The 20,546-nt window shown below is 61.5% G+C and carries 11 protein-coding genes, 2 rRNA genes and 2 pseudogenes (1 of these 15 only partly in view); 10 read left to right on the top strand and 5 right to left on the bottom strand.

All coding sequences use genetic code 11. From position 1 onward, the window contains the following. The 3 genes and pseudogenes from ACTG2O_RS04995 to ACTG2O_RS05005 all read left to right on the top strand — a co-directional run. Positions 1 to 1,096: ribosomal RNA gene (locus ACTG2O_RS04995) — 23S ribosomal RNA — on the top strand (it extends 1,794 nt beyond the left edge of the window). Positions 1,097 to 1,216: 120 nt separating this feature from the next. Next, positions 1,217 to 1,331, top strand: a 5S ribosomal RNA gene (rrf, locus tag ACTG2O_RS05000). Positions 1,332 to 1,697: 366 nt separating this feature from the next. Further along, positions 1,698 to 3,648 (top strand): annotated as a pseudogene (locus tag ACTG2O_RS05005) (ligand-gated channel protein). 67 nt (positions 3,649 to 3,715) lie between these two features. Here the strand turns inward: ACTG2O_RS05005 and ACTG2O_RS05010 are convergent. The 3 genes and pseudogenes from ACTG2O_RS05010 to ACTG2O_RS05020 form a co-directional block, all read right to left on the bottom strand. Beyond that, positions 3,716 to 5,104, bottom strand: a complete 1,389-nt coding sequence (locus ACTG2O_RS05010; RefSeq protein ID WP_439975406.1) for a transporter substrate-binding domain-containing diguanylate cyclase — start codon at positions 5,102 to 5,104, stop codon at positions 3,716 to 3,718. A 140-nt stretch (positions 5,105 to 5,244) separates the two neighbouring features. Further along, positions 5,245 to 6,605, bottom strand: a pseudogene (locus tag ACTG2O_RS05015) (ATP-binding protein). 33 nt (positions 6,606 to 6,638) lie between these two features. Further along, the gene (locus ACTG2O_RS05020; RefSeq protein ID WP_005336534.1) at positions 6,639 to 7,361 is read right to left on the bottom strand and encodes a response regulator; all 723 of its coding nucleotides are present in this window, start codon (positions 7,359 to 7,361) and stop codon (positions 6,639 to 6,641) included. Positions 7,362 to 7,560: 199 nt separating this feature from the next. Here ACTG2O_RS05020 and ACTG2O_RS05025 point away from each other — a divergent pair, with 199 nt between their 5' ends. Then, positions 7,561 to 7,911, top strand: coding sequence for a hypothetical protein (locus tag ACTG2O_RS05025; protein WP_005355311.1), 351 nt, complete (start codon positions 7,561 to 7,563; stop codon positions 7,909 to 7,911). A 178-nt stretch (positions 7,912 to 8,089) separates the two neighbouring features. Here ACTG2O_RS05025 and ACTG2O_RS05030 read toward each other — a convergent pair whose 3' ends face one another. Continuing rightward, positions 8,090 to 8,509: a hypothetical protein gene (locus ACTG2O_RS05030; protein ID WP_302246228.1), complete on the bottom strand. Its 420-nt coding sequence runs from the start codon at positions 8,507 to 8,509 to the stop codon at positions 8,090 to 8,092. A gap of 99 nt (positions 8,510 to 8,608) precedes the next feature. Beyond that, positions 8,609 to 9,523, bottom strand: coding sequence for a LysR family transcriptional regulator (locus ACTG2O_RS05035; RefSeq protein WP_439975407.1), 915 nt, complete (start codon positions 9,521 to 9,523; stop codon positions 8,609 to 8,611). 258 nt (positions 9,524 to 9,781) lie between these two features. On the opposite strand from ACTG2O_RS05035, the gene ACTG2O_RS05040 reads away from it, so the two are divergent. The 6 genes from ACTG2O_RS05040 (at position 9,782) to recD (ending at position 20,543) form a co-directional block, all read left to right on the top strand. After that, a complete protein-coding gene (locus ACTG2O_RS05040) occupies positions 9,782 to 10,114 on the top strand; it encodes a hypothetical protein (protein ID WP_013723379.1) in 333 nt (110 codons plus the stop codon). A gap of 30 nt (positions 10,115 to 10,144) precedes the next feature. Then, positions 10,145 to 10,831, top strand: a complete 687-nt coding sequence (locus tag ACTG2O_RS05045) for a pirin family protein (protein WP_257696207.1) — start codon at positions 10,145 to 10,147, stop codon at positions 10,829 to 10,831. Between the two features lie 39 nt (positions 10,832 to 10,870). After that, positions 10,871 to 11,263 (top strand): DoxX family protein, encoded by a 393-nt coding sequence (locus ACTG2O_RS05050; RefSeq protein ID WP_088868242.1) that lies wholly within the window; start codon positions 10,871 to 10,873, stop codon positions 11,261 to 11,263. Between the two features lie 258 nt (positions 11,264 to 11,521). Then, positions 11,522 to 14,875 carry an exodeoxyribonuclease V subunit gamma gene (gene recC, locus ACTG2O_RS05055; RefSeq protein ID WP_439975408.1) on the top strand — a complete coding sequence of 1,118 codons (3,354 nt, stop codon included), beginning with the start codon at positions 11,522 to 11,524 and terminating at the stop codon, positions 14,873 to 14,875. Next, entirely contained in the window at positions 14,875 to 18,483 is a 3,609-nt protein-coding gene (recB, locus tag ACTG2O_RS05060; protein ID WP_439975409.1) for an exodeoxyribonuclease V subunit beta, read from the top strand. Before recC ends, recB begins: the two co-directional genes overlap by 1 nt. Further along, positions 18,480 to 20,543: an exodeoxyribonuclease V subunit alpha gene (recD, locus tag ACTG2O_RS05065; RefSeq protein WP_439975410.1), complete on the top strand. Its 2,064-nt coding sequence runs from the start codon at positions 18,480 to 18,482 to the stop codon at positions 20,541 to 20,543. The genes recB and recD overlap by 4 nt, the downstream gene beginning before the upstream one ends. Positions 20,544 to 20,546 lie beyond the last annotated feature (3 nt).

A 20,546-nucleotide genomic window follows, 5' to 3' on the forward strand; every position in this document is an offset into this window, starting at 1 on the left:
AGTGGACGTATAGGGTGTGACACCTGCCCGGTGCCGGAAGGTTAATTGATGGGGTTAGCGCAAGCGAAGCTCTTGATCGAAGCCCCGGTAAACGGCGGCCGTAACTATAACGGTCCTAAGGTAGCGAAATTCCTTGTCGGGTAAGTTCCGACCTGCACGAATGGTGTAACCATGGCCATGCTGTCTCCACCCGAGACTCAGTGAAATCGAATTCGCCGTGAAGATGCGGTGTACCCGCGGCTAGACGGAAAGACCCCGTGAACCTTTACTACAGCTTGGCACTGAACATTGAACCTACATGTGTAGGATAGGTGGGAGGCTTTGAAGGCGTGACGCCAGTTGCGCTGGAGCCGTCCTTGAAATACCACCCTTGTATGTTTGATGTTCTAACGCAGGGCCCTGAATCGGGCTCGCGGACAGTGCCTGGTGGGTAGTTTGACTGGGGCGGTCTCCTCCCAAAGAGTAACGGAGGAGCACGAAGGTTGGCTAATCCTGGTCGGACATCAGGAGGTTAGTGCAATGGCATAAGCCAGCTTAACTGCGAGACGGACAGGTCGAGCAGGTACGAAAGTAGGTCATAGTGATCCGGTGGTTCTGAATGGAAGGGCCATCGCTCAACGGATAAAAGGTACTCCGGGGATAACAGGCTGATACCGCCCAAGAGTTCATATCGACGGCGGTGTTTGGCACCTCGATGTCGGCTCATCACATCCTGGGGCTGAAGTCGGTCCCAAGGGTATGGCTGTTCGCCATTTAAAGTGGTACGCGAGCTGGGTTCAGAACGTCGTGAGACAGTTCGGTCCCTATCTGCCGTGGGCGTTGGATGATTGAAGGGAGTTGCTCCTAGTACGAGAGGACCGGAGTGAACGAACCTCTGGTGTTCGGGTTGTCACGCCAGTGGCACTGCCCGGTAGCTAAGTTCGGAATCGATAACCGCTGAAAGCATCTAAGCGGGAAGCGAGCCCTGAGATGAGTCATCCCTGACCCCTTGAGGGTCCTAAAGGGCCGTTGGAGACCACAACGTTGATAGGCGGGGTGTGTAAGTGCAGCGATGCATTGAGCTAACCCGTACTAATTACCCGTGAGGCTTAACCATACAACACCCAAGAAGTGTTCTAAGGCTTGTAACAGATACCAAGCGAACTACTAATTCAGTGATAACGACAAGCCACGAGCAACATCGTTATTCACGTCAGCTTTCTAGATTAAGAATTTGCCTGGCGGCCATAGCGCCGTGGAACCACCTGATCCCATGCCGAACTCAGAAGTGAAACGCGGTAGCGCCGATGGTAGTGTGGCATTCGCCATGCGAGAGTAGGACACTGCCAGCATCCAATTTAAGAACCCCGCTCATCGAGCGGGGTTTTTTATTGCCTGAAATCCTGGTGTCTGGTTTATTGTTATCAGCACTGGTTTGCAGCCTGCTCCTGCCAATCCCTTCTATAAGTAAACTTATCATTACAAATCATGATGTTATATAGCATCGGCCTCATGCTTCGCGTTCGGGCGGGTTTAACTATAATTACCCAAATGATAATGATTGTCGTTTGATTGATCTTGTCCTGGTCGTTACAATCCAGACCGATTAATAATTTGCGTTTCAAATAAGCATTTATTAATCACGGTTCCCGGCAGGAGGCCGGGTCTTGTAGTAAGGGAATACGCCACTTTCCTACTTGAAACGTTCAGGCCAAATCATGACAACAATACAACCAAGCAAGCTTGCCTTGCTGATCTGCTCCCTTCTTGCGACCCAGGCCTATGCTGCCAAACAAGAGGTGATGGTCGTCACCGCTTCCGGCTTCCAGCAGAAGATTGAAGACTCTGCCGCCTCCATCTCCGTGATTACCCGTGAGCAACTGCAAACGCGGGCATATCGCGATGTGACCGATGCCCTGAAGGATGTGCCCGGTGTTGTGGTGACCGGCGGTGGCAGCAGCAGTGATATCAGCATTCGTGGTATGGGTTCGAAATACACCCTGATGCTGGTTGATGGCAAGAAGGTGGATAGCCGTGGCACTCGCCCGAACAGCGATGGTCCGGGTATCGAGCAGGGCTGGCTGCCGCCACTGCAGGCGATTGAGCGCATTGAGGTCGTCCGTGGCCCTATGTCATCCCGTTATGGTTCCGATGCCATGGGGGGCGTGATTAACGTGATTACCCGCAAGACCACCGGTCTGGCTTGGCAGGGGTCGGTTCACGCAGATTCGACCTTCCAGGAGAACAAGGATGCCGGCAATAGTTTCCAGACCAATGCGTATACCGCAGGTTCATTGATCGATGGCCTGTTGGGGCTGCGTTTCAATGGCCAGCTTGCCCATCGTGGCGAACAAATTTATCCAGGGCTTTGCCGAGCAGGAGACTCGCAGTGGTACGGCGGTGCTTAGTTTCAAGCCTGATGACCATAACCGCTTCGATCTGGAAGCCAGTCGCAGCCTACAGGATCGGAATCGCACGGCCGGCAATTCACTGGCTGCCAAGGCGAAAGATAACCTTTATCGCTACGAGCGCACCAACTATGCGCTGACTCATGATGGCCAGTATGATTTCGGCTCCTCCGGCAGCTATCTGCAGCAGGAGACCAACAGCAACCCCGCTCGCAAGATGGAGCTTACCAACACCATCGCCGATACCCATACCCAGTTTATTCTGGGGGATCACTACCTGAGTGTCGGTGGTCAGTATCGCTATGAGGATTTGCACGACCAGGGCAATAACCTGAAAGTAGCCAACCCTGCCGAGCAGCTGACCCGCTGGAGTTGGGCGATGTTTGTCGAGGATGAGTGGTCACTTACTGACAGCTTTGCCCTGACAGGGGGCGCACGCATGGATCGGGACCAGAATTACGGCTCTCACTGGAGCCCGCGCCTCTACGGCGTTTGGCATCTGGATGATAGCTGGACCCTGAAAGGAGGCGTATCGACCGGTTACCGCTCTCCTGACTTGCGAATGTCGGCGGCCAACTGGGGTCAGGTCACCGGTGGTGGTAGCCTGGATGGCATGCTGGTCGGTAACCCGTACCTCAAACCCGAGACCAGTGTGAGTGAAGAGATCGGCCTGCTGTGGAACGGTCATCAGGGCTTCAACGCCGGTGTTACCCTGTTCAACACCGACTTCAAGAACAAGATTTCCGAAGTGCGTCGCTGCACCAGCAAGAGTGATCCCGCCTGCACCCTCAATGGGTACAGTTATGACTTCATCAGTGATCGGGTCAACGTCGACAAGGCGAACATGCGCGGGGTCGAGGGGATGATGGATTGGGCCATCAATGAGTATTGGTCGGTCAGCTCCAGCTACACCTTTACCCAGTCCGAGCAGAAGAGTGGTCCACTGGCGGGTCATGCCCTCAACCAGATGCCCCGTCACATGTTCAACGGCAGTGTTGACTGGCAAACCACCGAGGATCTCAGCCTCTGGTCACGGGTCAACTTCCGTGGCGAGACCTCCGAGTACCTGAGCCGGGTCAAGATGGCTGAGGGGACTCCTTCCTACACCTTCTTTGACATGGGCCTGGTCTACAAGGCCAACAAGCATCTGGATCTGACCGCTGGGGTCTACAACCTGTTCGACAAGACGGTGGATTACAGCAGCTATGGCACTGTGCTGGATGGTCGCCGCTACAACCTGGGCGTGACTTACAACTTCTGATAGGGAACCTGTCATGCGGCCGCCATCTTCCGATGGCGGCCGTTTTTATTGCACGTCCGTCAGGGGGCTATGCCTGATAGGGGCCGGCTTGCCAGGTATTGCGCCCCAGTCCCTTGGCCTGATACATGAGGGCGTCAGCCTGCCGTAGTAGCTGGTCGGCATCAGCCTCTCTCTCTGCGGCGACCCAGACTGCCCCGGTGCTGATGGAGAGGGTCACTTCGCCGCTGCTGGTGTGCAGGGTTTGCCGGTTGCTCTCCAGGCAAATACGCTTGGCCCATTGCTCTGTCTCTGCCAATGTGGCCAGCGGCAGCAGCAGGCAAAACTCTTCGCCGCCGATGCGGGCCAGCAGAGCCTCTTCGGGCAACAGGTTGGTCACAGTCGTGGCCAGCTTTTCCAGCAACAGATCCCCGATGCCATGACCAAAGCGGTCATTGGTCTCCTTGAAGTGATCCACATCGAACAGCAGCAGAGCACAGGGAGCCCCGCTTGCCAGCCGCTGCTCCATGGCAGGCATGAATGCCCGTCGGTTGAGCAGGCCGGTCAGGGGGTCGGTACTGGCCTGCTTCTCCAGTCTGGCGTTGGCGCGGCTTAACTCGGTGGTACGGCTGGCAACGGCGCGGCGCAATTGCACTATGTAGGCCACCATGATCAATGCACCGGCCAGCAGTAGCCAGGGACCGAGATGGATGGGGTAGACGGTTTCGACATGCATCCATTTGCGGATGATCCGCTCCCGATCGCTCTCTTTGAGCTTGGCGAACCCCTTTTCCAGCCGGTTTAACAGAGCAAGGTCGCCCTTTTTCACTGCAAAGCGGATCTGGTCGGTATAGAGGTGGCGAACCGGAATAAAGCGGGTGGGATCGTCCGAGGTATAGATGTAGAAGTTGGCGACCTGCAGATCGGCGATAAAGGCCTTCACTTCACCCTTGAAGGCCGCCGCCAGCAGGGTGTCATTGTCATTGAAGGTTTGCAATCTGGTGCCGGGGAAGTAGCGTCTGGCGTAATACTCCTCGTAGCCACCGGCTACCACACCGACCGTTTCATGGAGCAGGTAGTAGTGGACATCGGTGCCGCGCAATTCGCTCGAGAAGAAGAGTTGGGAGTCGAGCTGGGCGAGAGGCCGGCCATAGTCGAACAGTTTGTCCCGCTCCGGTGACCAGAGCAGTCCGGCGTGAACGTCCGCTTTCCCCTCATGGAGCAGGTCGAGGGAGCCTTGCCAGTCGACCAGCCTGAACTCGATCTTCTGGCCGGTCACCCGGGCATATTCACGCCACAAATCGATCAGCAGGCCATCCGGCTGGCCCGACTCATTGATATAGGAGAAGGGCTGCCAGGCTTTGGAGTTGGTAATGATGATCGGCTCTTCCGGGGCTTTGGCCCAGACAGGCAGGGCAAGGGCGAGCAGCAGGAGCCCCCACCCGATACTGACTATGACTCCTGTCCTGGAAGAGGCCATCCTTGCTCCAATCCGTTGCCGTATACCGTCCCGTGGTCACCGATTATCACCGTCTTTCTGATCGAAGAACAAGTGCTCAAATGATGAAGTTTGCATGATGCAAATGGCGCCATGACAAGGCTGGCGGATAGAGTGACTACTTACAGCGGCAGGCTGATCCGCGCCTCCAGTCCCCCCTGTGGCCGATTGAGCAGGGTCAGCTCGCCGCCGTGCTGATGGACCAGAGTGCGGGCGATGGAGAGCCCCAGCCCGACACTGCCGGACTCGGTGTTGCGCGCCTCGTCGAGCCGCACGAAGGGTTTGAACACATCCTCGAGCCGCGCCGGATCGATCCCCGGCCCGTTATCGCAGACCCGGATCAACAGCTCCTCCTTGCGCCGCTCCAGCGACACTTCGGCGCTGCCGGCATATTTGATGGCGTTGCCGATCAGGTTCTGCAGCACCCGGCGCAGGGTGTTGGCCCGGCAGGCGTAGACCTCTTTGCCCTCCGCCAGACAGGTGACCGGCTGGCCGGTATCGGCATAGTCATCGCACAGGCTGACCAGCAGGCTGACCAGATCCAGCTCGCGAGTGGCCTCCTGCTGCCCCTCCTCGCGGGCAAAGCTGAGGGTCGCGGCCAGCATCTGCTCCATCTGTTGCAGGGTCTGCTGGATGCGCTCCTTGTCCTCGCCATCGGCCAGAAACTCGGTGCGCAGCCGCAGGCTGGTGATGGGGGTGCGCAGATCGTGGGAGATGGCCGCCAGCATCCGGGTTCTGTCCTGCACGAAGCGGTCGAGCCGGGTGTGCATCCGGTTGAAGGCCTGAATCGATTCGCGGATTTCGGTCGGCCCCTCCTCTTTCAAGGGCTCGATATCCTCGCCCCGTCCTAGCCGCTCCGCATTGCCTGCCAGCTGCTTGAGCGGGCGGGTGGCACGGCGAAACAGCAGCACCATCAGTCCGATCACCAGACTGGCGACCAGCATCAGGTTGAAGGTGGTCTGCCACGACCAGCTGCCCGCCTCCTTGTCGACCAGCGAGCTGAACTGCAGCCAGCCCCCCTGCGGCAGTTCGATGGAGCCATAGAGCCGCATATCCCGTGGTGGGGGCGGCCCCTTGCGATCCCGCATCATGCGGGCATGATGTTCCCACGCCTTGCTGCGCTGGTTATCCTCTTTCAGCTCGGCGCTGATCTCGACAGTGAGGCCGGGGGGGTAGTTGAGGCGCGAGCGCACCAGCTGCTCGAAGCGGGGGCTGCGGTTATCCGGTTGCAGCGGCTCGTCGGAGAGGCGCAGCAGCAGGGTCTCGCTGCGGCTCGCCTTGAGGATCTCGTCATAGAGGGACGGGGGGAGAGGGAGAGCAGCCTGACCACCGAGATGATCCGCTGCATGGCGTTGCGGCTGTTGACGAATCCAAGCGCCTCCTCCCGATCCGTGCGGTAGATCTGGATACTGAGCAGCTGGATCAGGATCAACCCCGCCAGCGCCACCAGAATGATCTGGCCGGTCAGCCCCTTGGGCCACATCCGTGCCCACAGCCGTTTCAGTGCATTCACTACTTATACCTGCGTCACATCGGCCGAGAACATATAACCGCCACCCCAGATGGTCTTGATCAGCTCCGGATTCTTGGGATCCCGCTCCAGCTTGCGGCGCAGCCGGCTCACCAGGGTGTCGATGGCGCGATCGAAGGCCACCGCCTCGCGGCCACGGGCCAGATCCAGCAGTTGATCCCGGCTCAGCACTCGCTGCGGGCGTTCCAGAAATACCTTGAGCAGATCGAATTCGGCGGTGGAGAGGCTCAGGCCCACCCCATCCTCATCGACCAGCTCCCGGCGATTGACGTCGAGCAGCCAGCGATCGAAGCGCAGATCCCGGGTCAGGGTCTCGGCGGCGGGTTGGGTCTCTGCCTGGGTGCGGCGCATCACCGCCTTGATGCGCGCCAGCAGCTCGCGCGGATTGAAAGGCTTGGCCAGATAGTCGTCGGCCCCCATCTCCAATCCGATGATGCGGTCGGTCTCTTCCCCCATGGCAGTGAGCATGATGATGGGCAGGTTCGATTTGACCCGCAGCTCGCGGCAGAGGGTCAGGCCATCTTCACCCGGCATCATCAGATCCAGCACCAGCAGGTCGAACTCCCGCTCCTCCAGCAGTCGCTTCATCTCCTTGCCATCCCGGGCACAGCTGACCCGCAGGCCGTGCTGTTCCAGAAAGCGTTTCAAGAGATCGCGGATCTCGCTGTGATCATCGACCACCAGAATGTGGGTGTTGCCCTGGTTCATGAATACCTCCCCTGCTTGGCGTTGGCACGAGTATACGAAAATACGCGGCACGGTTTGTGTCAAAGTGTGCCAGATCCGCACGATGCCACACTCTGCTACAAAAAAGGGTGAGGCTGGCAAAGTTCAGACACCGATAGGGTGTTTACTTGAGGGCAAGGCAAGAGCGCCGAACCAGAATCATCCCTACAGGAGATAGACCATGAAAAAGCTGACCAAAACCCTGCTGACCGCCACCCTGATCCTTGGCCTGCCGCTGGGTGCCTATGCAGCCAGTGAAGCAGCCCCCACCGGCCAGCCCGGTGCCATGGTGGATTGCCCGATGGACGGCGGCGGCATGATGGGTGGCAAACACCACGGTGGTCGCCACGACAAGATGGCCCGCATGCAGAACATGACCCCGGAGCAGATCCAGGCCAACTTGCAGCAACGTTATGATCGCATCGAGGATCCTGCCAAGAAGGCGGAGTTCATCAAGAAGCTCAACGAGCGTGCCGCCGGCATGACCAAGCACGCCGAAGCAATGAAGCAGTTCGCCGAAGCGAACCAGTAACAACACCAGCTGTTATCAACCCAAGGGTGGCCGAGGCCACCCTTTTTGCGCTTACTGCGTTGAGCAGCAGATTGGTTGAACGCTGGTGATTGCCAATAAAAGAGGGGAGCCTGATGCTCCCCCCTCTTGCTATCTGTGTCGGTGCGAGTGTGCAGCCCACTCCACCGGACGAGCGAACTTAGCCCTGAGCCTTGTCGGTCAGCTCTACTTTCTTGACGGTTTCGCCTTCGAACTTGATGACCACGTTTTTCTTGGCGGCGTCGGTATCTTTCAGCAGGGTTGTGGTTGTCTCTGCCAGCAGCGGAGAAGCCTTCTTCAGGGCATCCAGATCATAGGTCCACACTTCCAGACCGGATTCAGTCTTGGTGGTGGCAGGAGCGCCCAGCTTCTCTTTGACTGCCTGCTTGTTGGAGCCGCCTTCCTTGATATCCAGAGCCTTTTTGATGGCTTCGTTGGATGCACTGTCCATGGCACCGGATACGGCAGTGTTGGCCGCATCCTTGACGCTGCTGGTGACGCTGTCGGTCAGCGAATCCATCAGGCCGGCATTGGCAAACAGGGGCAGGGTGGTGAGGGCAACCAGCAAACTCTTTTTCATTTTCTACAGCTTCCATGGGTTCAATGAGGCGGCTATGAAATCAGCAAAGATATTGGGCGTCAAGTGAGGCATGCAATTAACATTTCTGTTAACTGGATCTCATTTCTCACCAGCCGCAAACAGTTTTGGTATCTCCCGCACCAGCCAGCTTTTGGCCTTGCCCATGGTGTCTCGCCGCCAGGCCAGCACGACCTGGATCTGATGGCGATATTCGGGGCTGATCACCTTGAGTCGTCCGGCCCGGATGTCCTCCTCAATCCAGCTCTGTGGCATGGTGCCGACCCCGATCCCTGCCAGCAGGGCATCCCGTTTCTCCGTCATGGTGCTGACGGTGAGGCGCGGCTGCTTGTCCAGCAGGCGGTAGGTGAGCACCGGCTTGCGCAGCGCGGTATCGGCGACGGCGATGGCGCGGTAGCGGCGCAGGGTTTCGTCAGCCAGAGGCTCCGGCTCCTGATGCAGCGGATGATCGGGATGGGCGACGTAGAGCATCACCTCTTCCTTGATCACCTGATGCTTGATGCCAGTCATCATGATGTCCGGGTTGATGGAGGAGATAAGCAGATCGGCACGGCCATCTTCCAGGCACTCCCAGCTACCCGCCAGCACCTCGGCCCGCAGCCGCAGTCGGGTATCGGTCTGCTCGGCCAGCTTCTCCACCAAGGGGTAGAGGGCCTGCACCGGGACCAGCGCATCGACGGCGACTGTGATGTCGGTCTCCCAGCCACGGGCCAATGCCCGGGTCTCGCCTACCAGATGCTCGGCTGCCTCCAGCAGCACCCGGCCGCGCTCCAGCAGCATGCGTCCGGCCGGGGTGAACTTGGTGCGGTGGCCGCTGCGGTCAAACAGCATGGCATCCAGTTCGTCTTCCAGCTTCTGCACCGTATAGCTCAATGCTGAGGGCACCTTGCCCAGCTCGTCGGCCGCCGCCGCAAAGCTGCCGCGGCGGTCGATGGCATCCAGCACCCGGATTGCCTCCAGGGTCAGCGCCCGCTCCTTGTTCGATTCCTTGGCCATTCCTCACCTTCAATTTTTTTGAATATGTTTGCCAGTTTATCTCGCTAACAAGTTAGGTCATGTCACTTTAATATTCAATCAACGCTTAGGCAGGAACGTCGAGCGGCCAAATATGCGGGTAGTTCCGCACTGTGACACACCAAATCGGTCTGTCTGACGTCGGTGAAAGAACAACACACTATTTGAATAACCTCTTGCATGGATGCATTGATTCTGGCCGAAAAGGCCTTGGCAATGACATATAAAACAAGAGAGTGAATGAACATGAAAAACGTAATCAAGATGCTGGCCGTTGCAGGCCTGATGACCACTGGTTTCGCCCAAGCTTCCGTACCGGCTGACTTCAATGCCATGCCCGGCGTGCTGTTTGTGAACTGGAACGCCACTGCCGCAATGGATGGCAAAGCCAATCCGATGCTGGAAGTGCGTGACGAGTCTGGCGATCTGCTGGCATCAGTCCACGCCAACCTGACTGGCACCCAGCAGGTGCGGATCCCGAGCCGTACCCAGGGCAACCTGACCGTCAGCCTGGCTGACCAGAGCAGCGAATACCGTATTCCGTTCGGCATCGGTAGCGGCAAACAGCGTTAATCAACCGTCCCGGTAGGTGAGGAGCAGACCATGATGCAATTGAGAGCCGCAGAAGCGCGGGGCAAGGCCAACTTTGGCTGGCTGGACGCGCGCCACAGTTTCTCCTTCGGTCACTATTATGACCCGGAGTGGATGGGGCACTCGGTACTGCGGGTGATCAATCAGGATCTGGTTGCGCCGGGTGGCGGATTCGCCACCCACCCTCACGCCAATATGGAGATCCTCACTTGCGTGCTGCAAGGCACCATAGAGCACAAGGACAGCCTCGGCCATGCCGAGCAGATCCCGGCAGGGGATTTCCAGCTGATGAGCGCAGGCAGCGGGATCCGCCACAGCGAGTACAACCCCTCGCAGACGGATCCTCTCTCCCTGTTGCAGATCTGGATCGAGCCGAACGAGTTCGGCACGCCACCCGGATATCAGCAGAAGAAGATCGAGTCCAGACCGGGCATGACGCTGGTGGCGTCACCGGATGGCGAAGCGGGATCGCTGCGGATCCGCCAACAGGCCCGCGTATGGCGGCTGGAGCTGGCCCCGGGCGAGACGCTCGAGTGGGCACTGGCTGGCCGACACGGTTACCTGCAGATGATTTCAGGGGAGCTGACCGCCAACGGTCTGGCTGCCCGACCCGGCGACGGGGTACTCAGTCGTGATGAATACCGGTGGGTGTTGGTTGCGACCAGTGCCACTCAAGCCCTGTTATTTGACCTACCCTGAAGCAGTCAGCGGTGATGTGACACAAACGAGGAAGATGAAATGGACAAGATGAAAGATGTAGCGCTGCTGGCGGGTCGTGTACTGCTGGCGCTGATGTTCGTAATGGCGGGCTGGAGCAAGATCGGCGGCTATGCCGGTACTCAGGGCTATATGGAAGCGATGGGCGTGCCGGGCTTTATGTTGCCGCTGGTGATCCTGCTTGAGCTGGGTGGTGGCCTTGCCATCGTGCTGGGTCTCTTTACCCGCAGCCTCTCCGTGCTGCTGGCCGGTTTCACCCTGATGGCTGCCTTTATTTTCCACTATCAGCCTGCCGAACAGATGCAGATGCTGATGTTTATGAAGAACGTCTCAGTGGCCGGTGGTTTCCTGGCGCTGGCGGCGGCCGGAGCAGGGGCTTTCAGTGTGGATGCCCGTCTCGGCAAAAACTGGTAATGCCCTGAAGAGTCAAGTTTTCCAATGCCTTTTGGCCGGTGCAACTGCACCGGCTTTTTTCTGTCTGCGTTTTCCGAGGCGGTGAGGCAGCGGCACAAATCTGCGGCCCCCCTCATGGTTCAGCGGTTTGCCCGCCTGCTGGCCACAAGTGCCTTTTGCATCTTATCCCCCGATCCCCGACAATTCCCTCTCTTGTGAAGTGACGGAAATGGCTCGCCTTTTCCCTCGCCCCCTCTCATCCACAGGCGGGAATTGCTCATGTTTACCCTCTACCACTCCAATCAGCTGGATCTGCTCAAAGAGCTGCTGGTGAGCCGCATCCGGCGGGCCCCTCTCTCTCACCCCTTCGATCGGGAGCAGATCCTGGTGCAGAGTCCGGGCATGGCCCAGTGGCTCAAGCTGGAGCTGGCCAAAGCCTTCGGCATCGCCGCCAATATCGACTTTCCGCTGCCCGCCAGCTTTATCTGGGAGATGTTCACCCGGGTGCTGGCGGATGTGCCGCGCCAGAGTCCCTACAACAAAGGCTCCATGAGCTGGCAGTTGATGACCATTCTGCCTGCCTTGCTGGATCGCCCTGCCTTTGCCCCGCTCGCCGCCTATCTGGGCGGGGGAGATGAGGAGGATCCCGCCAGGGATCCCGAGCAGGTGCGGCTGTGGCAGCTCTGCCAGAAGGTTGCGGATCTCTTTGACCAGTATCTGGTCTACCGGCCGGACTGGATCGCCCGTTGGGAAGAGGGGGAAGGATTGAGTCAGGAGCTGGCCGGGGTGAGCGGTCAGGATTGGCAGCCCGAGCTGTGGCGCGAGCTGGTGGCCCGCACCCTGGCGCTCTCTCCGAGCGGCTACCACCGCGCCAACCTCTACGAGGAGTTTATCCACGAGCTGGCGCGCACCGCCGATCTGCCGGGCAAGCTGCCGCAGCGGGTCTTTGTGTTCGGCATCTCGGCGCTGCCGCCGCGCTATGTGGAGGCGCTGCTGGCCCTCGGCAGCCGGTCGGAGGTGGAGGTGCACCTGTTCGTCACCAACCCTTGCCGCTACTACTGGGGGGATCTGCTGGATCGCAAGACGCTGGCTCGGCTGGAGAACAAGCTCAAACCCGGCACCGATATCGAGACATTGCAGGGCCCCGCCAACCCGCTGCTCGCCTCCATGGGCAAGCTGGGACGCGACTACCTGCATCAGCTGATGGAGCTGGAGGTGCCGCAAATCGAGGCCTTCGTCGATATCGACGAGGTAGACGCCAAGGGCAATGTCAGCCTGCTGCATGCCATCCAGAAGGATGTGCTGGAGCTGGCCGAACGGGGCGCCGGTCAGTTCGATCTCGACAGCAGCCACCACAAGAGCCCGATCGATCCGGCGGATGGATCCTTGCAGATCCACGCCTGCCACGGCCCGATGCGGGAACTTGAAGTGCTGCACGACCGGCTGCTGGCATTGTTCGAGCAGGACCCGACCCTCACCCCGAAAGATGTGGTGGTGATGATGCCGGATGTGAACAGCTACGGCCCCTACATTCAGGCGGTGTTTGGCGCGCGGGGCCAGATCCCGTTTGCGGTCTCGGATCGGGCGGCGAGTCAGGAGAGCCCGCTGCTGCAAAGCTTCCTCGCCCTGCTCAGGCTGCCCAACGCCCGTTTCGGGGCAGGGGAGCTGCTCGCCATTCTCGAAGTGCCCGCCGTGCTGCGCCGCTTCGAGCTGGATGACGACGAGTTCAACCAGCTGCGGGTCTGGGTACAGGAGACCGGCATCCGCTGGGGGTTGGATGACGGTTACCCAGTCCGCTTCGATCTGCCGCCCATGTCCGGCAACAGCTGGCTGTTCGGCCTGCGCCGCATGCTGCTCGGCTTTGCCATGGGGGATGGCGAGCCGGTGGCGGGCATCCTGCCCTACGCCGATATCGAGGGGCAGCAGGGGCTGGCGCTCGGCAAGCTCGCCTGGTTTGTCGATTCGCTGGCAGAATTCCTACCCTGCCTGCAACAGGCCCAGCCGCTAGCCGAGTGGAACGCCTGCCTGCTGGCGCTGCTGGAGCGCTTCTATCTGGCCGACGAGGATGAAGAGCGTCAGCTCCAGCTCATTCGCAGCCAGCTGGCCGAGTGGCAGACCCGGCTTGGCGAGGCTCGCTTCGAGCAGCCCATCACCGCAGATCTGCTTCAGGATTACCTCGGCAGCGTGCTGGGGGAGTCCCGCTCCAGCCAGCGCTTCCTCGCCGGTCAGGTCAACTTCTGCACCCTGATGCCGATGCGCTCCATCCCCTTCAAGCAGGTCTGCCTGCTCGGCATGAACGACGGCGTCTACCCGCGCACCCTGGCTCCCATGGGGTTCGATCTGATGGCGGTAGCGTCGCGGCGTGGGGATCGCTCCCGCCGCGATGATGACCGCTACCTCTTCCTCGAGGCGCTGCTCAGTGCCCAGCAGGGGCTCTACATCAGCTATCAGGGCTTCAGCGCGCAGGACAACAGCGACAAGGTGCCATCGGTGCTGCTGGCGGAGCTGATCGACTATGTGCGGCAGGGTTTTGTGCTGGCGGGGGATGAGGATCTCGACGACGAAACCTCCGGCAAGCGGCTGCTCAACCACCTGATGGTGGCGCATCCGCTCACCCCCTACAGCCGCAACTACTTCTATCCGGAGGCGGGTTCACGCCTCTTTACCTATGCCGCCGACTGGCTACCCGCCCTCAATCCGGTGCGTGGTGCGGCCAACTTCCAGAGCGGCGAGCTGCCTTTACCTCCCGAATGGGGCAAGGAGCAGGGGCTGGAGCTGGCGGAGCTGCTGCGCTTCTATCGCCAGCCCACCAAATATTTCCTCAACCGCCGCCTCAAGGTGTGGTTTGAGCTGAACGAAGCCAATATCGAGGACAGCGAGCCGTTCGAGCTGGATGGCCTGCAACATTATCAGCTGAAAGATCTGCTGCTCGATGCCCATCTGGCGGAAGGTGAAAGTACCGAGCGGCGCGAGCGGTTGCAGCTCACCGGCCTGCTGCCGCAAGGGTGGTTCGGCAGCCTGCTGCTGGACGATCTGGATGCCGAGATGGGCAAGCTGGCGGATCGGCTGCGGCCATGGGTTGCGGCCAATGAGTCAGAAAAACAGGCGGTGGAGATCGATATCTCCCTCACTCAGGGCCAGCTGCAAGGGTGGATCGACACCCAGAAGGGGCGCTTGCTGGTGGTCAAACCCGGCAGCTTCAACGGCAAGGATCTGCTGCTGGGCTGGATCCAGCACCTCTGCCTCTCATTGAGCGGCGCCCCCGGCGACACCCTGCTGTTCGATGCCAAACAGAGTCTGCGATTGCCCAAGCTCTCTGCCGACGAGGCGCGGCCCAAGCTGGCGGCGCTGGTGGCGTGCTGGGCGCAGGGGATGAAGCGGCCGCTGCCCTTCTTCCCCAACACCGCCTGGGATTGGCTCAAGGCGATCGAGAAGGATCCGGACAAACCGGAGGCGGCCGACAAGGCGGCTCTCACCCGTTTCAACGGCGGCTGGATGATCAATGGGGAGGGGCAAGACGTTTACGTCGCCCGCTGCTTCCCCGAACTCGATGACGAGGTGCTTGGGCAGTTACAGGCGCTGGCCCGCGAACACCTGACCCCGCTGCTCAGGACCCTGGAGGAGCTGAAATAATGGCTAACCCGCTCAATACCCTGCGTTTTCCCCTCCATGGTGAACGACTGATCGAAGCCTCCGCCGGTACCGGTAAGACCTACACCATCGCCGGTCTCTATCTGCGCCTGCTGCTGGGCCACGGCCCGCTCATCGAAGAGGGCGCTGATGCCGGTCAGCCGAGCGCCCATGAACGGCCGTTGTCAGTGACCGAAATTCTGGTGGTGACCTTTACCGAAGCGGCCACCGCCGAGCTGCGCGGGCGGATCCGCGGTCGCATCCACGAGGCGCGCCTCGCCTTTATGCGCGGCCATAGCAATGATGCCCTGCTGGCCCAACTGCTGGCCGAGGTGGAGGATCACGAATTGGCAGCCCGCCGCCTGCTGGCTGCCGAGCGGCAGATGGACGAGGCGGCGGTCTTTACCATCCACGGCTTCTGCCAGCGGATGCTGAAACAGAACGCCTTCGAGTCGGGCGCCCTCTTTGAAACCGAATTTCTTACCGACGACAGCCAGCTCAGGCTGCAGGCGGTGAGCGACTACTGGCGCGCCGAGTTCTATCCGGTGGATAAAGCCCTCGCCAGCGCCGTGCGCGCACTCTGGCCGAGTCCCGCCGCCCTGCTGCGGGAGATGGGCAGCTGGCTCGACAACAGCGAGCTGGAGATCCACCCCGCGCTGGGGGATGAGACCCTCGCCGCTCGCCATCAGGCGGCCATGAGCCGCATCGCGGCAGTGAAGAGCGAATGGCTGGCGCAGACGGACGAGATCCGCCGCCAGACCGACGGCCAGATCAGCCGCTACACCGGCAAGAACTACGAAGGGTGGCTTGCCAAGATAGCCGACTGGGCACAGGACGAGAGCAGTGGCTACGCCATCCCCAAGGAGCTGGAGCGCTTCGGCCAGACGGTGCTGGAGGAGAACCTCAAGAAGGGGGGCGCTGTGCCGACCCTGCCGCTGTTCAGTCAGATAGACGAGTTGCTGGCGAGCCGCCCCGGTATTCGGGATCTGATCCTGCAACGGGCGGCCAAGGTGGTGCGCAGCCGGATGCAGGCCAGCAAGCGCCAAGCTCATCAGCTCTCGTTCGATGATCTGCTCAAAGATCTCGACGGGGCGCTCGGCTCAAGCCTTGGCGAGCGGCTGTGCGAGCGGATTCGCGCCACCTACCGGGTGGCGATGATCGATGAATTTCAGGATACCGATCCCCAGCAGTACCGAATCTTCCATCGGCTTTACGGCGGCCACACCGACACGGCGCTATTGATGATCGGTGACCCCAAGCAGGCCATCTACGGCTTTCGCGGCGCCGACATCTTTACCTACATTCAGGCGCGGCGAAATGTGAGCGCCCACTACACCCTCGGGCGCAACTGGCGCTCCAGCAGTGCGCTGGTGGGGGCGGTCAACGGCCTGTTCGAGCGGGCAAAAGATCCCTTTATCTACGAGGCGGATATCCCCTTCCTGCCGGTGGAGGCGCAGGGCAAGAGCAAGGCGCTGCTGCTCGATGGTGCCACCGCGCCCGTGCTCCACTGCTGGCAGCTGACCGGCCAGCCGACCTTCAACCGGGGGGATTACCAGAGCAAGATGGCGCGCGCCACCGCCGCCGAGATCCACCGCCTCTTGGCCCAGGCCCGTGAGGGCAAGGCGCAGATCGGTGACAAAGCGGTCAAGGCCGGAGATATCGCCGTGCTGGTGCGTACCGGCGCCGAGGGCAAGCTGGTGCAGCAGGAGTTGGCGCGCCTCGCCATCGCCTCCGTCTATCTGTCGAACCGCGAGAGCGTGCTGGAGCAGACGGAGGCGCGGGAGATTTTGCTGATTTTGCACGCTTGCCAGAACCCGAGCGAAGAGCGCAGCCTGCGGGCGGCGCTCGCCACCGGGCTGTTTGATCTGGATGCTAGGGCGCTCGATGGACTGGCCAGCGACGAACGGGCGTGGGAGAGCGCGGTGCAGGAGTTTATGGAGTACCGCAAGATCTGGCACCGCCGCGGCGTGCTGGCGATGCTGCGGGCCCTGCTGCATCGGCGCAATCTTGCCTCTTCGCTGTTGGCGAGCCCCTATGGCGAGCGGCGGCTGACCAACTTCCTCCATCTTGGCGAGCTGCTGCAACAGGTGAGCAGCGAGCTGGACGGGGAGTATGCCCTGCTGCGCTGGCTGGGGGAGGCGGTGAGCCGCCCCAACGGGCAGGATGCGGAGCAGGTACTGCGCCTCGAATCCGAGCGCAAGCTGGTGCAGATCGTCACCATCCACAAATCCAAGGGGCTGGAGTACCCGCTGGTGTTCCTGCCCTTTATCTGTAGCCACAGAACCGCCGAGACCCCGCTCTATCACGAGGCGGATGAGGCGGGCAATCGCACCATTCTCGATCTGACCGGCGCCGACTCGTCGCTCGCCGAAGCGGACAGGGAGCGCCTTGCCGAAGATTTGCGGCTGCTCTATGTGGCGCTGACCCGGGGCGTCTACGCCACCTGGCTGGGGCTGGCGCCGGTGCGGGCGGGGGCGGGCAAGTCGGAGAAGACCGACCTGCACCACACCGCCATCGGTTACCTGCTGCAAAAGGGCGAGGAGGGGGATGCCGAAACCTTGGCGACCGCCCTCACCGAGCTGGCACAGGCGCTGCCCGGAGTGGCCGTCGGTGAGCCCTCGCTCACCCGTCCGGCCCCGCTGCCACCAGAGGAGGAGCAGCTGGGCGAGCCGCAGGTGCGCCACTTTAGCGGCGCCCTTGAGCGGGACTGGTGGATCAGCTCCTACTCCGGGCTGGCGGCGCAGGGCCATGGTCACAGCAAGGGCGTGCTTGCCAACCCCGGCTTCGATGACGAGGTGGTGACCGAGGCGGCTGCATTGGCTTCCGAGCAACCGGACGAGGCACCCCAGCCCTCCATCTTTACCTTCCCGAAAGGGGCGCGCCCCGGCACCCTGCTGCACAGCCTGTTCGAGACCATCGATTTTCAGAGCGCTGCGGGCGAGCCGCTGGCAGAGCATATCGCCAGTCTGTTGCTGCAAGACGGCTTCGACGAAAGCTGGGCACCGGTGCTGCAACAGCAGGTGGAGGCGGTGCTGGATACCCCGCTGGAAACAGGCTTTGGTGAGCCGGTGCGGCTGCGGGATCTGGCGCCCGAGCGCAAACAGGTGGAGCTGGAGTTCTTCCTGCCCATGGGGCGGGTGACGGCACCGGCGCTGACGGCCCTCTGCCAGCAGCACGACCCGCTGTCGCGGGGCAACAAGCCGCTCAGCTTTGCCACCGTGCAGGGGATGCTCAAGGGCTTTATCGACTTGGTGTTCGAGTGGCAGGGTCGCTGGTATCTGCTCGACTACAAATCGAACCACCTCGGCATGAGCCCCGCCGATTACAGCCGTCCGGCGCTGGAGCGGGCGATGGCCGAGCACCGCTACGACCTGCAATACCAGCTCTACTCGCTGGCGCTGCACCGGCTGCTCACCCTGCGCCTGCCGGGTTACGACTTCGAGCAGCACTTTGGCTGCGTTTTCTATCTGTTCCTGCGCGGCATGCCGCAGGGGGGCATTTTCCATACCCGCCCGAGCCGTGAACTGGTGCTGGGGCTGGATAAGTTGTTTCGCGAAGGCAGTGAGCTGCCAGCAGCGGGATCCCAAGCATTGAACGAGGTAGAGGCATGAGCGGCACCATGATCAGCACCGCGACCAGCGCAATGATGGTTGAACGGCTCAAAACACTGGCGCTGGCTGGCCGTATCCGCCAGCTGGATCTGCAATTTGCCAGGCTGGTGGCCGACCTTGGTGGCAGCCCCGAGCTGGTGCTGGGGGCGGCGCTCGCCTGCTTCGAGCTGGGGCGCGGCCATGTCTGTCTGCCGCTTGAAATGTTGACTGCCGGATCCCTGCGCCCGTTCGGGCTGGATCCCCAGCAGAGCCGGGATCTGTTGTCTGATCTGGCGGATCCTGCCCGCTGGCCCGCCCTGTTTGCGGCTAGTCCCTTGGTTGGCACCGAGCAGGATGAGGGGCGTGCCCCGCGCTGGCCGCTGCGGCTGTGGCACGGGCGGCTCTACCTCACCCGCTACCACGATTTTGAACTGGGGGTGGCCCGCCATCTGCGCGCTTTGAGCGAGCGCGCCGAATGGCCGGAGATTGCCCCGGCCCTGTCGCGGCTGTTTGCCCGCGACTACGGGTTGGTGTTCGCGGCGCTGCTCAAGGCCCGCCTCGCCCCCGACTTCTCGGCCCGCCACTTTATCGAAAAGTATCTCGATCTGGTGTTACCCAATGAAGTGGATTGGCCCGCCATCGAGGCGCTGCTCGCCAGCGCCCAGGCGGCGAGCGATTTGAGCAAGCTGGATGCGCTGGTGCCCGAGGCGCTCTGCTGCAACGGCCAGAAGCTGGCGGCGGCCACGGCGGCGGCGCGCCCCTTTGCGGTGATCTCCGGCGGCCCCGGCACAGGCAAGACCACCACGGTCGCCAAGCTGCTCGCCATTCTTGTGGAGACCGGGCTGCAAGCAGGCAAGGCACCGGCGATCCGGCTGGTGGCCCCCACCGGCAAGGCGGCGGCGCGCCTGACCGAGAGTATCGGCTCTGCCCTGCAGGCTCTCGATCTGCCCCCCGAGTGGGTGGAGGCGATCCCCACCGAGGCGGGCACCCTGCACCGGCTGCTCGGGGTCATTCCGGGGCGCAGCCAGTTCCGCCACCACGCGGGCAACCCGCTGCACCTCGACTTGCTGGTGGTGGATGAGGCCTCCATGGTCGACCTGCCGATGATGGCGCGCCTGCTAGATGCGCTGCCCAGCCACGCCCGCCTGATCCTGCTCGGCGACAAGGATCAGCTCGCCTCGGTGGAGGCGGGGGCCGTGCTCGGCGATATCTGCAGCTTTATCGAACAGGGCATCAGCCCGGCGCAGGCGGATTGGCTCTCCCGCCAGACCGGCTACCGCTTGCAGGGCACGCCAGCAGGGGCACCGGTGCGCGACAGCCTCTGTTTGCTGGCCAAGAGCTGGCGCTTTGATCAGCACTCCGGCATCGGCCAGCTGGCGCGCGCCTGCAACAGCGGCGATGCCACGGCGGTGGAAGCTGTCTGGAGCATGGGCTTTGCCGATATCAGCCTGCACCCCTGGGCGGGGGAGGCCTACGATGCCCTGATTGCCCGGGGGGTGGCCGGTTACGGCAGCTATCTGAAGGCGGCCCGCGCGGGGGAAGATCCTGCCGCCGTATTCAAGGCATTCAACAGCTTCCAGATCCTCTGCGCCCTGCGTGACGGCCCGTTCGGGGTGCTGGGGCTTAACGAGCGGCTCGAACTCGCCTTGTCACGGGCCGGCCTGATTGCCCGCGATGGCGACTGGTATGCCGGTCGCCCGGTGATGGTGGTGCGCAACGATCACGGGGTCGGCCTCTACAACGGCGATATGGGGCTCTGCCTGCCCGATGAAACTGGGCGGCTCAAGGTATGGTTTGAGCAGCCGGACGGCACCCTGCGCGCCCTGTTGCCCAGCCGCTTGCCGCCCCACGAGACGGTCTACGCCATGACCATCCACAAATCCCAGGGTTCGGAGTTTGCCCATACCGTGCTGGTGTTGCCCGACAGCCCCAGCCCGCTGCTGACCCGCGAGCTGGTCTATACCGGCATCACCCGCGCCAAGGCCCGCCTCGATCTCTACGGCGATCGCGCCCTGCTGGCACAGGCAGTACGGAAAAAGACCGAGCGTTATTCCGGATTGGCGGAGAGGTTGGGGGAGTGATTG

Source organism: Aeromonas sp. 61P, assembly GCF_051919545.1.
Taxonomy (GTDB): Bacteria; Pseudomonadota; Gammaproteobacteria; order Enterobacterales; family Aeromonadaceae; genus Aeromonas; species Aeromonas veronii.

What these genes read in the sequence shown, in the direction of transcription:
- ACTG2O_RS05035 (WP_439975407.1), bottom strand. Translation starts at nt 9,523, where the DNA reads ATGGCCAAGGAATCGAACAAGGAGCGGGCGCTGACCCTGGAGGCAATC.
- ACTG2O_RS05050 (WP_088868242.1), top strand. Translation starts at nt 10,871, where the DNA reads ATGGACAAGATGAAAGATGTAGCGCTGCTGGCGGGTCGTGTACTGCTG.
- ACTG2O_RS05020 (WP_005336534.1), bottom strand. Translation starts at nt 7,361, where the DNA reads ATGAACCAGGGCAACACCCACATTCTGGTGGTCGATGATCACAGCGAG.
- ACTG2O_RS05040 (WP_013723379.1), top strand. Translation starts at nt 9,782, where the DNA reads ATGAACATGAAAAACGTAATCAAGATGCTGGCCGTTGCAGGCCTGATG.
- ACTG2O_RS05045 (WP_257696207.1), top strand. Translation starts at nt 10,145, where the DNA reads ATGATGCAATTGAGAGCCGCAGAAGCGCGGGGCAAGGCCAACTTTGGC.
- ACTG2O_RS05025 (WP_005355311.1), top strand. Translation starts at nt 7,561, where the DNA reads ATGAAAAAGCTGACCAAAACCCTGCTGACCGCCACCCTGATCCTTGGC.
- ACTG2O_RS05010 (WP_439975406.1), bottom strand. Translation starts at nt 5,104, where the DNA reads ATGGCCTCTTCCAGGACAGGAGTCATAGTCAGTATCGGGTGGGGGCTC.
- recC (WP_439975408.1), top strand. Translation starts at nt 11,522, where the DNA reads ATGTTTACCCTCTACCACTCCAATCAGCTGGATCTGCTCAAAGAGCTG.
- ACTG2O_RS05030 (WP_302246228.1), bottom strand. Translation starts at nt 8,509, where the DNA reads ATGAAAAAGAGTTTGCTGGTTGCCCTCACCACCCTGCCCCTGTTTGCC.
- recD (WP_439975410.1), top strand. Translation starts at nt 18,480, where the DNA reads ATGAGCGGCACCATGATCAGCACCGCGACCAGCGCAATGATGGTTGAA.
- recB (WP_439975409.1), top strand. Translation starts at nt 14,875, where the DNA reads ATGGCTAACCCGCTCAATACCCTGCGTTTTCCCCTCCATGGTGAACGA.